An 11618-nucleotide genomic window follows, 5' to 3' on the forward strand; every position below is an offset into this window, starting at 1 on the left:
AGCGATGGGCTGCCTCGTCTAGCCGGTGCGCGATCAAGCATCGGCGGACAGCGCAAGGTGGGTCAGATACAGGCGCAGGTCGAACTCCAGTTGGTGGTAGTCCGGGCTCATGTGGTTGCACAGCTGGTAGAAGGCCTTGTTGTGATCGGCCTCTTTCAGATGCGCCAGCTCGTGGGCGACGATCATCTGCAGGAACGGTTCGGGCGCATCGCGGAAGATCGAGGCGATGCGGATCTCGCGGCTGGCCTTGAGCCGGCTGCCGTGGACGCGCGAGATCGCCGTATGCGTACCCAGCGCATGCTTCACCACCTGCAGATGGTTGTCGTAGAGCGCCTTGTGCAGGGTGGGCGAGGAGCGCATGTAGCGCTCCTTCATGGCCTTGACGTAGTCGTACAACTGCCGGTCGGTGCGGATGCTGTGGCGATCCGGGTAGCGGCGTGCCAGCACCAGGGCAAGTTTGTCCTGCGCGATCAGCTCGCGCACCTGATCCAGGACGGCGGGCGGGTAACCGGCGAGATAGCGAAGAGTGTCCATGCCAATCGATTGCTGCGAGCTGCGCATGATCGCCGATGCAGGCGCTGCTGGCGAATCTGCACGCGCGAATGTGGCGTCATGTGTCAGGCGTATTCACGAATGCGGCACATCCGGGTGCGTAGCGTGCAGCGCATGTTTTGCGGCACGACCGCGCAAGCACACGGCTGAACACGGCATCGTGCCGGATGAGGAGACAACAAACATGATCAAGTGGGCCATTATTTTCGCCATCATCGGACTGATTGCCGGTGCGCTCGGGTTTGGCGGCATGGCGGGCGCTGCAATGGGGATTGCCAAGTTCCTGTTCTGGGCCGGCATCATCATCGCCATCGTGCTGTTCGTGCTCGGCATGACGATCGCCAAAAAGGTGACCTGACGCCCGAGGCGTACGTCGGTATGCGGTTCGCCTGCCGGCTACAGCGGCCGGAGTGCAAAGGAGCGGCCAGTGGCCGCTCCTTTTTTGTTCCTGCAAGCTGATCAACCGACGCAACGACAAGCAAGGCCGCAAGCGAGGTCTAGCGCAGGGCGACTGACGCGCTCCTGCGCGGCTCAGACGCCGGTGTCTTCGGCAGTGGTGTGCAGGGCGATATTGAGTTGATCGATGGTCACGATCCAGTCGGCATCGTCGAGGCGCTCTTCACGCAGCAGCTGGGCCTGCGCCGGCGTCCAGAATGGCGCTTCCTCCAGGCGCATGTCGCCCGGCAGCGAAGAATGTTCATCGATGAAGCTGCGGATGCTGGCCTCATCCGACGGCAGGCCCAACTGGGCGAATAATTCGGAGAACGGGTGGACGGGTTGTTCCATTGCGACTTCCTCGAAGAGTGCGAATGGGAGCATGCTAAAGCACCTGGTTTGAGCACGCCGTGCACGTGCGGCCTGGATTTGCCAAGCGCATTCCCATATTTCAGTTGCGAGCAGACAAGCCGAGGCGAACATGGCGACCGGATGGGCAGGTGATGGGGCGGTGCAGGACCAGATCGATGCGACTGTCGAGGATGCGATCAAGCGCGCGCGGAGCCAGCTGCATCGGGGCCCGAGCCTGACACGCTGCGAAGAGTGCGATGCGCCCATTCCCGAGGCGCGCCGCAAGGCCGTGCCGGGCGTGCACCTGTGCGTGAACTGTCAGCAGGCGCACGACCAGGAGCAGGCGGCGCAAGGGGGCTACAACCGTCGGGGCAGCAAGGACAGCCAGCTGCGTTGATTGCCACGCGGCTTCAGGCCAACCGGCAAACGACTGCGCTTGCCGCCAGGCGGCTGCGGGCATCGCTCGGGTCTACATGCGACATTCGCACGCCGTGTCCTTGCGACGCCCGACCGAGTCACCCGATAACGGCTCACTACGTTTTCTCAGACGCCCTCAGTTGGCGTTGAAGTGGCTGGTCTCGCGCCAACGGCGCGTGGTGCGCTGGAAGAACAGGCTGTTGGGAACCTGCAGCACGCTGCCGGCGTGGTCGCCGGTTTCTTCCAGGGTCGTGTAAATCACGTTGATGTCGATCACCCGGCCCTTCAGGCCGGGCTTGTCGCCGCCTTCCAGCAGTTCGATGTGGTCGTGCAGACGGAACGGGCGCGTGGTGATGATCAGGAAGGTGCAGAAGATATTGGACAGCACGCTCCACGCCGCGAAGAACGCCACCGCACCGACTGCCGCGAATCCGGTGAACGCGGTCCACAAGGTGCCGCTGGAGACGCCCAGCACGTTCAGCACCGTCAGCACCGCAGTGACAGAGATGACGAAGCTGCCCACGCGACGGATACCGATCATCATTTCCGCCGGCAGGCTGTAGCGCGTACACAGGCGGCGCAGCACTTGCCGCAGCAGTAACCGAACCAGCGCGGCAACGGCGAGGATCAGCACGATCTGGACCGTCAACACTGCCACGGTCAGCCACTGCGGATTCCAGTGCGGCAGCAGGCTACGGATCATGGTGGGCAAAGCGTCGGACGCGGACATCGGATCGTGCAGGTTCACAGTGACGCCCATTGTAACGGGGGCGTCATTGCGCGGCCGGTGCGCGGGGTGAACGCGCGCCCGGCGGCGGCAGCGAGATTGAGTCAAGGGTGCTGCGATGGATTGCGGCATTGCAGCTGTGCGTGGCCGGAGGCGCTCGCCGCTTTTCCACCCACATCGATGGAGGCCGACACAGCGATACGGCAGCGACCCAGTCCTGCGATGACGCTGCAACCGGTCAACGCGTTGAACTGCTGCCATGCGCGGACAACGCGACAACGCGCCGCCACAGCTGCCCGGCGCGGCGGACCGGCAACTTCCCAGCACCGGCGAGGCCCGTCGGGCGGCGGCGCAATAGGTTTGTCGGCCGCTCCTGAAACCCTGCTCGAAAAATACCTGGGTCCGGTTTAAACCTTTGCGCTGCCTGGCGCATCCAAGTGGATATGCTCGACACCTCCATGCCCATCGATGCCTCGGCTTGTGACGGTCCGGCCGGCCGCGACGACGCGGCGCTGGCGCGTGCCGCCGCCGGCGGCGATCGCACCGCCTACGAGGCCATCTACCGCCGGCATGCGCCGCGCCTGTATGCGGTGGTGTGGCGTCTGTGCGGCGGCAATGCGGCGCGTGCCGACGATGTGCTGCAGGAGACCTTCATTGCCGCGTGGAAGGCGTTGCCGCAATTCCGCTTCCAGAGCGCGCTGGGCACCTGGCTGCACCGGCTGGCCGTCAATACGGCCTTGATGGAGCTGCGGGCGCGCCCGGTTGCGGGCGATCAGATGGTGGACGATGCCGATGGCGAGATCCTCGCTGCCGTTCCAGGCGCCGCAGCCTGCCACGCCACCCGGATGGATCTGGAGCGCGCGCTGGAGACGCTGCCGCCGCGCGCACGCGCGGTGCTGGTGCTGCACGATATCGAAGGCTGGAAACACCAGGAAATTGCCGACCAACTGCAGATGGCGGTCGGCAGTTCCAAGGCGCAACTGCATCGCGCGCGCGGCCTGCTGCGCGTGCGGCTGGGAGATATTGCATGAACCACGATCCGCTCGATCCGTCCGCAACCGATGACGCTGCGTTGTCCGCGCGTCTGCGTGCGTTGCCGCAACAACGTCAGCCACCGGCGCAGCTCTGGGAGCGCATCGCGCCCGCACTGACGCCGCACACCAACGTGGTTGCGCTGCAGCCGCGCCGCCGGCGTGCCTGGGCCTGGCCCGCGTTCGGCGTGGCGCTTGCCGCCGCGCTGGTGGTGGTGGCGATCGTGCCAGGGCTCGATCGCTCGACCAAGACGCCAGCGCCAGCGTCGGCGCGCCCTGGCCTGGTGGCGCAGGCACAGGCAATGGCCGGGCAGTACCGGCAGGCCATCGATGCAGTGCCGGTGCAGCAGGTGCCGGCCGATCTGCGCCCGGCGCTGGCCGAGCTGGACCAGAGTACGCAGGCCATCCACGCCGCCATCGCGCAGAGTCCGCGCTCTGCATTCCTGTTGTCGCAGCTGCAACGCACCTATGCCAAGCGCCTGCAACTGACCCGTCTTGCCGCGCAGGGCGAGACGTCCCTTCCAAGCTGAGGAGCATGCCCATGCGTTACGCCCATCTATCCGTGTTGTTGCTGCTTGCGTTTTGCGCACTGCCGGCGGCAGCGCAGACCACCGTGAAGCAGAGCCATCCGCTGACGCGCGGCGGGCGCGTGGAACTGGACAACCTCGCCGGGCAGATCCGCGTGCGCGGCTGGGACCGCAACGACGTGGCGCTGACCGGCACCCTGGGCGAGGGGCAGCGCCTGGAGGTGGATGAGAGCCCGGACCGGCTGCAGTTCGAGGTGATCTACCCGCGTAACAACCGCAACAGCAGGGGTGCCCAACTGGAGCTGCGGGTTCCGCGCGCGGCGCTGCTGGAGGTGGAGGCGGTGAGTGCCTCGGTGGATGTCGATCAGGTCGATCTGGCGCGGTTGCAGCTCAAGTCGGTCAGCGGCAACGTGGTCGCAGCCGGACGCGCCAGGGAAGCGCACCTGGAAACCGTCAGCGGCGCGCTGCGCAGCACGGTGGCCAGCGCACGGCTGAGCCTGGGCACGGTCAGTGGGCAGATCGATGCGCCGGCCGGCGCCAGCGGCGTAGTGTCGGTCGAGTCCGTCTCCGGCCAGATCCGCATCGGCGCGGGACAAGTGTCGCAGCTGCGCGCCGAGAGCGTGTCCGGCGCAACGGCGCTGACGGTGGCCGGTCTGGCGCCGGGCGGCAGCATCGCTGCAGAGAGCGTCAGTGGCACGATCAGCCTGGGCGTGCCGCGCAACGTGTCGGCAGCGCTGCGGGTGGAGGTGTTCAGCGGCGACATCCGTTCGGTGGCCGGGCAGGTGGAGCGGCCGGAGTACGGCCCGGGCAAGCGCCTGAGAACCCGGCTGGGGGCCGGCAATGGCGACATCAAACTGGAATCGCATTCCGGCTCGGTGCGCATCGATTACGGCAACTGAGCGGCTGCGCCAACTGTGGCCGGAAACGAACGTGCCACCTTGCGGTGGCACGTCGGTACAACGCTGCGGCTTGCGGGTGACGCTTAGGCGATCTTGTCGCCGTCGTTACGCGCGGGGCCGAAGTTGGTGGTGAGCACTTCGATCCGGCCGCCGGTCTTGCGGAACGCGGCGATGTCGGCAGCGATGCGCTCACGACTGAGCGGCTGCGACTTGCCTTCGCTGCGAGCGATGCTGGGCTGGGATTTCTGCTTGGTCGCGGGACGTGCCATGTGGCCTCCTGTAGCGGGGAAGTGCGGTGACACCGCGTGCGGCTAGGGTGGCGCGCGCGGAAGCGGTGTCGAGAGGTGCGGTCGCGTTCGGTGCGCAATCGCGGCGGCACGGCAAGCGTGCCTTGCTGACAAGCCGGCTAAGCGGTATGCAGCAACCGCGCATTGTAAGGGATGCGGACGCGCGTTGCCTTAACCGTCCGACGGACGGGCCTGGCGTGCCGCCGCCCAGGCCAGGCCCTGCACCACGCCGAAGGACGGATCGCCCTGCACCAGGCGCGATTGCGGGAACGCGGCTGCCACCGTGTCGCGGATATAGCCGGCACGCGACATGCCGCCGGTCAGGAACAGCGTGGCCGGCGGCGCGTCCAGGTCGGCACGGACCTGCGCAAGCAAGCCTTCCAGTTCGCCCAGGTAGCTGGAAGCGGACGCAACCAGCGCGCTGGCCTGCACCTCCACCTCCAGCCCGCGTTCGATGAAGTCCAGCCCGGCCTGGTGCCGGTCGCGCTCGCTGAGCGCGATCTTGCAGGCTTCCACGCCGCGGTACAGGCGCGCAGTGTTGCCGGTGTCCTGCAGCGCCTGCAGGCGCTTGTCGAACGGGGCGGGGACGTCCTGGTATTTGTGCAGGCGGAATTCGCGCTGGCGGGTCATGTCCTGCACCATCGCCGCTTCCACGTAATGGTGGGAGGGCACGCGGGTGATGCCGCGGCCGAACAGCGGCATGTAGGCGGCCAGGCTTAGCGCCAGATCGATATCGGTACCGCCGCGCGCGATGCCCCAGGCGCGGTGCACCTGCGGCGCGGCGCTGCCGCCGACGCTGGCATGGGCGATGTCGGTGGTGCCGCCGCCGATGTCCACCACCACGGTGTCGTGACGGCTGTCGTGGCTGACGTGGTAATGCATTGCGGCCGCTGCCGGTTCTTCGAGGAAATCCACGCTGTCGAAGCCGGCCGCGATGGCGGCGGTCTGCAGAATCTCCAGCGCCTGGGCGTTGCCGGCCTCGCCGATGGAACTGCGGAACTGCACCGGGCGGCCCAGCGTGGCACTGCGGATATTGATGTCGAACTGGCGCGAGGCGGTGAGCCGGATGTGTTCCAGCACGTGCGTGGCGATGCCGGTGATGGTCTGGCGCGCACGCGGATGCAGGTTGTAGCCCAGCATCGACTTGGGGCTCTGCACCAGGCTGCCTTCGCCTTCCAGGAAATACGCATCCAGCGCGTCGTCGCCGTAGACCGCGTTCTGCAGCAGGGCGGCGGAGCTGCGCGGTTCGCGCACCTGCTCTTCCATCCACTGGCGGCGCACGATGCGGATCGCGTCGCGGCGCAGGCTGTCGGTGCTGGACGTGCGGCCGGCCGCGGCGGCGTCGCGACGGCCGGAGTCGATCAGCCGCTCGACCTCGTATTCCAGCGCCGGGGTCAGGCTGAAATCGTCCGGGTCGCGCATGGTCTCGGGGAAATACACCGTGGTGCGGAACTGCAGGGCCTCGCCGAAGCGCACCGGTACCACCTGGCCATCGACGATCGCCGCAGCGGCGGAGTTGCTGGTACCGAAGTCGATGCCGAGTTTCATGCAGGCGGGCCTGTGAGCGGGCCGCGCACTTTACACCTTCTGCCGCCGGCGACGGCCGTCGCGCTGGGTTCGGACGTCGCAGCGGCCGAACTGCCGCATGCCCGCAGGCACGCGGCACACCCGATCAGGCCGCGACGCTGGCGACCTGGCCTTCGTTCAGTTCTTCGGTGGTGGCTTCGCGCACCTCGATGACTTCGACCGCGAAATGCAGGGTCTGCCCGGCCAGCGGATGGTTGCCGTCGACAGTGACCTGCTCGGGACCGACCTCGGTGACGGTGACCAGCACCGGGCCCTGCTGGGTGCGCGCCTCGAACTGCACACCCGGCACGACCTCGACATCGGTCGGGAACGCCTCGCGCGGCACCTGCTGGATCAACTGCTCGTGGCGCGGGCCATAGCCCTGTTCGGGCACGACATCGGCAGTGAGTGTCTCGCCGACGCGCTTGCCGTCCAGTGCCTGTTCCAGGCCGGGCACGATGTTGCCGGCGCCGTGCAGGTAGCTCAATGGCGTGTCCGGCGTCGAACGGTCCAGGACCTGGCCGCTGTCGTCGGAAAGGGTGTAATGAATGGTCGCAACGCGACCCTGGCTGATTTCCATTGGAAACCTCCATGATGGTGATCGAGTGGGATGCGTCGGCTGACTCACGACGCCAAGAGGTGGTGCCCGCCTACCGTAGGCAATCGACGCGGATGATGCAACCGCAGCCGGGGCTGCGGTTAGGGCGAGGATCAGCTTGGTGGTGACGATGTCACCTTTGCGATGCAACTGCTTCCTGCGCGATGCCGTTGGTCCTCGAAGGTGAGCCGGTCGATGCGCGTTACGTTGCGGCGTCTGGCTGTATCGCGATGCACGCCTTGCACGGCCTGCCGTGCGCTAATCCTTCTCGGCCCCACGTTCGATCTGGGCGCGGCGCATGTGCCAGGTTTCCGGCGTCTGCGGCTTGATGAACAGCGCGGTGAGCTCGGGATGCTGACGCTTGGCGGCCGCTTCGATGCGCCCGACGCAGGCTTCGATCTGTGGTGTGGTACGGCTGTCTTCGAACTCGGCGCTCAGCGCGGCGACCACCTGGTTCGGACCCATCTGCATGGTCAATACACCGTTGGCGGCACGCACATCCGGATCGCTGGTGGCAATGCGCAGCAGCGATTCGGTGACGTGCGCATGCGCGGGTTCGCCGATCAGCAGGCCCTTGGTTTCGCGCGCCAACAGGAATGCGGTGAAGGCCAGCACGCAGGCGATGCCGATCGAGGCGATGCCATCGAGTTCGGGCATGTCCAGCAATTGCGCGCCGGCCAGGCCCAGCAGCGCCATGAACAAGCCAATGAGGGCGGCGCTGTCTTCCAGCAGCACGGTGAACGTGCTGGGGTCCTTGCTCTGCCGGAATGCCTGGAAATAGCCCATGCGGCCCTTCTTGGCGCGGAATTCGCGCAGCGCCACCACCCAGGAAATGCCTTCGAACACGATCGATACGCCGAGCACGATGTAGGCGAGCAGATGGCTCTTGGCCGGCTCGGGATTGCGCAGATGCACGATGCCCTCGTACAGCGACACGCCTGCGCCCATGGCGAACACCAGCAGCGCGACGATGAAACTCCAGAAGTACAGCTCACGCCCGTAGCCGAACGGATGGGTCGGCGAGGGGGCCTGCGCGGCGCGGCGCAGGCCGTACAGCAGCAGCACTTCGTTGACGGTGTCCACCAGCGAGTGCACGCCTTCGCTGAGCATCGCCGAACTGCCCGAAATCGCTGCGGCGATGAATTTTGCGATCGCGATGGCAAGATTGCCGGCCAGCGCGACGTAGACGACCAGATGCGAGCCGGTTTTCTGTGCCGCGCCCGGTTTGCCGGCCGTAGGCGCGGTGGATCCTGGCGCAGCGCCGGGGGCTTGGGGAACCGATGGGTTGGGCACGTGCGACCTGCAGGGCATTCGACAAGCGCTGCACTATCGCGCCGGCGCCGTGCCGGAGACGTGATCGCGCGGCCGGGGCGCTACAATCCACGCCCGTTTTGAAGCTAGGAATCGCATGTCTTCCGTTCCCGCCTGCCCGCAATGTGGCCTGGACAATACCTATGCCGATGGCGCGTTGCTGATTTGCGCAGACTGCGGCTTCGAATGGAGCGCGGGCGAGTCCGCCGCGACTGCGACGGTGGTGCGCGACAGCAACGGCAACCTGTTGCAGGCCGGCGACACGGTGACGGTGATCAAGGACCTGAAGGTCAAGGGCTCGTCGATTCCGCTCAAGCAGGGCACGCTGATCCGCAATATCCGCCTGGTCGAGGACGATGCCGAGCACATCGAAGGCAATTCGGAAAAGATCAAGGGCCTGGTGCTGAAGACCTGTTTCCTGCGCAAGGCCTGAGGCTGTTGCGGAGGCAGCAGCATAGCCTGCAGCGTGTGTAGGAGCGCGCTTGCGCGCGATGTAGCGTTATCGATACCGCCTCATCGCGCGCAAGCGCGCTCCTGCGTTGCAACGCTCAATCGCGCGGATACACCGCCGCCACCGTACAACTCTGGCGCATCCGCGCGGCCAGGCCGCCGCGCGTGGTGCTCAGGTCGCCCTGCTGGCCGGATCCGGCAGCCGCGCCGGCAAGCGCCATTTCGTCGAGCACATCGACCTTGTCGCCGGGATTGCCGCAGATCGCATTCAGGCCCATGCCGGAGACGAAACGGATCGGCGGCGCGCCGCTGAGTTCGCGGCAGCTGTCCATCAGTTCGACGCGGTAGTGGCGATGCGTGCCGGGGTGACGTGGCGAGACTTCCACCACCAGTCCCTGGCCGTCTTCCGACCACGAGCGCAGCATGCTGGGATTGAAGCAGTAGCTGGACGAGCCGGCGAAATTGCGCCGGCGCGCTTCGCGCACGCTGACCCCGTCCAGGGTCGGGATGCCGCTGTCGCGTTGCCGTGCCGCACTGGCGTATTCGCGCGCACTCAGCGTGGCGATCTGGCTGATCGCGCAGTGCTGCTGGCCCGAGCGCACGTAGGCCGGCGCACCGTTGCAGACCCAGCCGTGCGCCGCCAGCAGGCTCGCATCGGCTTGTGCGGCCAGTTGCGGGCAGTCCTGCGCCAGGCTGATGCGGAACAGCCGCCCGCCGTGTTCGGCCACTGCCAGCGTGCGCGGATCGGCTTGATGCAGCTCCGTCACCTTGCGCGCGTCCAGGCACTCGGCGTTCGGTGCGGCAGGGCGCAGCGGCTCGGCCGCTGCGGTGGAGGACGCGTAACCGAATAGCGTGCTGCCGAGCAGAACCGCCGTGAGTAAACGCATCATGCACATCCTTGGCGATGAGGGATGCGCGCATCGTCTGCCAGGCAGGTCGCGCTGACAATCGCAGCAACGCGTGTTACGTCACGCACTCACCCACACCGGGCGGGCCACCAGCGCTCGCCGCCGCCAGCGCATACGAGTGCATGCCGACGCCGGGCTGCAGGCATGTGCGCGCACAACCTCACCGCGCGCCTTTCACCTTGCTGCCGCGATAGCGCGGCGCAGTTCGTGCTCAGGGTGCTTCGGGCGGATCCGAATCCAGCACCTGCAGCTTGCCGCCGGTGGTTTCGGGAAGGATGCGTTGGTCGGTGGCCACCAGCACCACGCCAGGCGTCAGCAGCGGCAGCAGGCCGGCCAGGAATGCCGGCGGCACCTGCAGTCGCGCGATGGTGTCGGCATCCAGCGGCTGCCCTGCCGCCGCGCTGCTGCCGGGGATGCCGATGCGCATCCAGTTGGGCATGCGTTGACCGGGCAAGCCGGGCACTTCGCCAGGCAGGAAGCCCTGGCCGACGATGAAGGCCTGCGTGCCCAGCGGCGCGGCGCCGATCTGCGCGCGCAATGCCACTTGCGCGCGTCCGATCTCCACGCCGTTGCGATACACCACCAACTGCTGATCGCTGCTGCTGAACAGCATCGAGATCGGACCGGTCGGCGCCAGCTCCGGTTGCCATGCGAAGGCCTGGCCGTTGGGCAACGGCAGCAGTGCGCGCTCGGCGCCGGTGATGGGGTCGATCGGGCTGAGCGCGCGCGGGTGCACCACATCGTCTGCATTGACGCCGGCCTGCGCGACCACCACCACCATGCCCATATTGGAATTGTCGAACAGCAGCCGCGCGAATTCCGACGGCAGATGCACGCAGCCATGCGATTCCGGATAGCCGGGCAGGCCGCCTGCGTGCAGGGCCACGCCGTCCCAGGTCAGGCGTTGCTGATACGGCATGGGCGCGGCGTTGTAGAGGCTGGAGCGGTGGTCCTTGTCCTTCTGCAGGATGGTGAATACACCGGTGGGCGTCTCGTGCCCGGGCTTGCCGGAACTGATGGTGGAAACGCCGATCAGGATGCCGTTGCGATACGCATACGCGCGTTGCTCGGTCAGGCTGACGATCACCGCCATCGGCCCCCAGCCCTTGCTGACGCCGCCCCAGATCCATTCGCCCGGCTTGAGGTCGGCCGGCGCCGTTTCGGCAGGGCTGGACTGGCGCGCGCCCCAGAACGGCACCGCAAGCGCTGGCCCGCAGACCAGCAGCGTGCAGAAAACAACAGCAATGAGCAGGGTCCGCATCGGCATTCCAGAGAGCAGTGTCGGCACGATCCTAGCGGGGCCGGGTGCACGCGTCATGTGGTTGCTACCGGAATGGCTACGTTGCGAAGGTGCCGGCATTGCGAGCGGCGTGCTGTGTACGCGTTATGCCGAGCGCAGCCGCTGTGTCGGCCAGACCTGGTGCGGCTGACAAAACGGAGCGGGCAGGCGTCAGCTGGGTGCGGACGGTGCGCAGGAACCGGAATGTACGCGTGGTACATCCCGATTCCGGACATCGGCCGCGCTTGCCTGGCGGTGAGCGCAGGCGTTTTGCAGCCGC

Annotated in this window: 15 protein-coding genes and 1 other RNA gene; 6 read left to right on the forward strand and 10 right to left on the reverse strand. The window is 66.9% G+C overall.

Translation table 11 applies throughout. The annotated features are described in order from the left end of the window. Positions 1-33 precede the first annotated feature (33 nt). Positions 34-561, reverse strand: coding sequence for a M48 family metallopeptidase (locus XarbCFBP7408_RS03450; RefSeq protein ID WP_046342123.1), 528 nt, complete (start codon positions 559-561; stop codon positions 34-36). Between the two features lie 175 nt (positions 562-736). Here XarbCFBP7408_RS03450 and XarbCFBP7408_RS03455 point away from each other — a divergent pair, with 175 nt between their 5' ends. Beyond that, the gene (locus XarbCFBP7408_RS03455; protein WP_003489471.1) at positions 737-910 is read left to right on the forward strand and encodes a DUF1328 domain-containing protein; all 174 of its coding nucleotides are present in this window, start codon (positions 737-739) and stop codon (positions 908-910) included. Positions 911-1083: 173 nt separating this feature from the next. On the opposite strand, the gene XarbCFBP7408_RS03460 is transcribed toward XarbCFBP7408_RS03455, so the two are convergent. Then, entirely contained in the window at positions 1084-1338 is a 255-nt protein-coding gene (locus XarbCFBP7408_RS03460; protein ID WP_104561419.1) for a DUF2789 domain-containing protein, read from the reverse strand. A 130-nt stretch (positions 1339-1468) separates the two neighbouring features. Here XarbCFBP7408_RS03460 and XarbCFBP7408_RS03465 point away from each other — a divergent pair, with 130 nt between their 5' ends. Then, positions 1469-1735, forward strand: coding sequence for a DksA/TraR family C4-type zinc finger protein (locus XarbCFBP7408_RS03465; RefSeq protein ID WP_104561420.1), 267 nt, complete (start codon positions 1469-1471; stop codon positions 1733-1735). A gap of 156 nt (positions 1736-1891) precedes the next feature. Here XarbCFBP7408_RS03465 and XarbCFBP7408_RS03470 read toward each other — a convergent pair whose 3' ends face one another. Beyond that, a complete protein-coding gene (locus tag XarbCFBP7408_RS03470) occupies positions 1892-2485 on the reverse strand; it encodes a mechanosensitive ion channel family protein (protein WP_054591675.1) in 594 nt (197 codons plus the stop codon). Between the two features lie 440 nt (positions 2486-2925). Here XarbCFBP7408_RS03470 and XarbCFBP7408_RS03475 point away from each other — a divergent pair, with 440 nt between their 5' ends. The 3 genes from XarbCFBP7408_RS03475 to XarbCFBP7408_RS03485 are packed head-to-tail and all read left to right on the forward strand — an operon-like array spanning position 2926 to position 4939. After that, positions 2926-3513, forward strand: coding sequence for an RNA polymerase sigma factor (locus tag XarbCFBP7408_RS03475; protein WP_104561422.1), 588 nt, complete (start codon positions 2926-2928; stop codon positions 3511-3513). Continuing rightward, positions 3510-4043: a hypothetical protein gene (locus tag XarbCFBP7408_RS03480; protein ID WP_104561424.1), complete on the forward strand. Its 534-nt coding sequence runs from the start codon at positions 3510-3512 to the stop codon at positions 4041-4043. The genes XarbCFBP7408_RS03475 and XarbCFBP7408_RS03480 overlap by 4 nt, the downstream gene beginning before the upstream one ends. 11 nt (positions 4044-4054) lie before the next feature. After that, entirely contained in the window at positions 4055-4939 is an 885-nt protein-coding gene (locus tag XarbCFBP7408_RS03485; RefSeq protein WP_104561426.1) for a DUF4097 family beta strand repeat-containing protein, read from the forward strand. Between the two features lie 83 nt (positions 4940-5022). Here XarbCFBP7408_RS03485 and XarbCFBP7408_RS03490 read toward each other — a convergent pair whose 3' ends face one another. The 4 genes from XarbCFBP7408_RS03490 to XarbCFBP7408_RS03505 all read right to left on the reverse strand — a co-directional run bounded on the left by XarbCFBP7408_RS03490 (position 5023) and on the right by XarbCFBP7408_RS03505 (position 8701). Further along, entirely contained in the window at positions 5023-5208 is a 186-nt protein-coding gene (locus XarbCFBP7408_RS03490) for a hypothetical protein (protein ID WP_010366034.1), read from the reverse strand. A 189-nt stretch (positions 5209-5397) separates the two neighbouring features. Next, positions 5398-6774, reverse strand: coding sequence for an Hsp70 family protein (locus XarbCFBP7408_RS03495; RefSeq protein ID WP_104561428.1), 1377 nt, complete (start codon positions 6772-6774; stop codon positions 5398-5400). Between the two features lie 124 nt (positions 6775-6898). Then, positions 6899-7372 (reverse strand): FKBP-type peptidyl-prolyl cis-trans isomerase, encoded by a 474-nt coding sequence (locus XarbCFBP7408_RS03500; RefSeq protein ID WP_104555771.1) that lies wholly within the window; start codon positions 7370-7372, stop codon positions 6899-6901. A gap of 276 nt (positions 7373-7648) precedes the next feature. Further along, positions 7649-8701: a cation diffusion facilitator family transporter gene (locus XarbCFBP7408_RS03505; protein ID WP_181106187.1), complete on the reverse strand. Its 1053-nt coding sequence runs from the start codon at positions 8699-8701 to the stop codon at positions 7649-7651. A gap of 97 nt (positions 8702-8798) precedes the next feature. Here XarbCFBP7408_RS03505 and XarbCFBP7408_RS03510 point away from each other — a divergent pair, with 97 nt between their 5' ends. Next, on the forward strand, positions 8799-9134 hold the full coding sequence (locus tag XarbCFBP7408_RS03510) for a zinc ribbon domain-containing protein YjdM (RefSeq protein WP_039520205.1): 336 nt from the start codon (positions 8799-8801) through the stop codon (positions 9132-9134). A 115-nt stretch (positions 9135-9249) separates the two neighbouring features. Here XarbCFBP7408_RS03510 and XarbCFBP7408_RS03515 read toward each other — a convergent pair whose 3' ends face one another. From XarbCFBP7408_RS03515 to XarbCFBP7408_RS03525, 3 genes are all read right to left on the reverse strand, one after another. After that, positions 9250-10047 carry a hypothetical protein gene (locus XarbCFBP7408_RS03515; RefSeq protein ID WP_104561430.1) on the reverse strand — a complete coding sequence of 266 codons (798 nt, stop codon included), beginning with the start codon at positions 10045-10047 and terminating at the stop codon, positions 9250-9252. 223 nt (positions 10048-10270) lie between these two features. Then, positions 10271-11326 (reverse strand): L,D-transpeptidase, encoded by a 1056-nt coding sequence (locus tag XarbCFBP7408_RS03520; RefSeq protein WP_104561432.1) that lies wholly within the window; start codon positions 11324-11326, stop codon positions 10271-10273. 157 nt (positions 11327-11483) lie between these two features. Further along, a non-coding RNA gene (locus XarbCFBP7408_RS03525) (sX9 sRNA) lies at positions 11484-11559 on the reverse strand. Positions 11560-11618: the final 59 nt, after the last annotated feature.

Origin of the sequence: Xanthomonas arboricola pv. guizotiae (assembly GCF_002940205.1) — a bacterium.
GTDB lineage: Bacteria > Pseudomonadota > Gammaproteobacteria > Xanthomonadales > Xanthomonadaceae > Xanthomonas > Xanthomonas arboricola_C.

Excerpts from the sequence above, each read along its gene's own strand:
- XarbCFBP7408_RS03495 (WP_104561428.1), bottom strand. The coding sequence starts at position 6,774 with ATGAAACTCGGCATCGACTTCGGTACCAGCAACTCCGCCGCTGCGGCG.
- XarbCFBP7408_RS03485 (WP_104561426.1), top strand. The coding sequence starts at position 4,055 with ATGCGTTACGCCCATCTATCCGTGTTGTTGCTGCTTGCGTTTTGCGCA.
- XarbCFBP7408_RS03510 (WP_039520205.1), top strand. The coding sequence starts at position 8,799 with ATGTCTTCCGTTCCCGCCTGCCCGCAATGTGGCCTGGACAATACCTAT.
- XarbCFBP7408_RS03505 (WP_181106187.1), bottom strand. The coding sequence starts at position 8,701 with ATGCCCTGCAGGTCGCACGTGCCCAACCCATCGGTTCCCCAAGCCCCC.
- XarbCFBP7408_RS03490 (WP_010366034.1), bottom strand. The coding sequence starts at position 5,208 with ATGGCACGTCCCGCGACCAAGCAGAAATCCCAGCCCAGCATCGCTCGC.
- XarbCFBP7408_RS03470 (WP_054591675.1), bottom strand. The coding sequence starts at position 2,485 with ATGTCCGCGTCCGACGCTTTGCCCACCATGATCCGTAGCCTGCTGCCG.
- XarbCFBP7408_RS03515 (WP_104561430.1), bottom strand. The coding sequence starts at position 10,047 with ATGTGCATGATGCGTTTACTCACGGCGGTTCTGCTCGGCAGCACGCTA.
- XarbCFBP7408_RS03500 (WP_104555771.1), bottom strand. The coding sequence starts at position 7,372 with ATGGAAATCAGCCAGGGTCGCGTTGCGACCATTCATTACACCCTTTCC.
- XarbCFBP7408_RS03450 (WP_046342123.1), bottom strand. The coding sequence starts at position 561 with ATGCGCAGCTCGCAGCAATCGATTGGCATGGACACTCTTCGCTATCTC.
- XarbCFBP7408_RS03460 (WP_104561419.1), bottom strand. The coding sequence starts at position 1,338 with ATGGAACAACCCGTCCACCCGTTCTCCGAATTATTCGCCCAGTTGGGC.
- XarbCFBP7408_RS03480 (WP_104561424.1), top strand. The coding sequence starts at position 3,510 with ATGAACCACGATCCGCTCGATCCGTCCGCAACCGATGACGCTGCGTTG.
- XarbCFBP7408_RS03520 (WP_104561432.1), bottom strand. The coding sequence starts at position 11,326 with ATGCCGATGCGGACCCTGCTCATTGCTGTTGTTTTCTGCACGCTGCTG.
- XarbCFBP7408_RS03475 (WP_104561422.1), top strand. The coding sequence starts at position 2,926 with ATGCTCGACACCTCCATGCCCATCGATGCCTCGGCTTGTGACGGTCCG.
- XarbCFBP7408_RS03465 (WP_104561420.1), top strand. The coding sequence starts at position 1,469 with ATGGCGACCGGATGGGCAGGTGATGGGGCGGTGCAGGACCAGATCGAT.
- XarbCFBP7408_RS03455 (WP_003489471.1), top strand. The coding sequence starts at position 737 with ATGATCAAGTGGGCCATTATTTTCGCCATCATCGGACTGATTGCCGGT.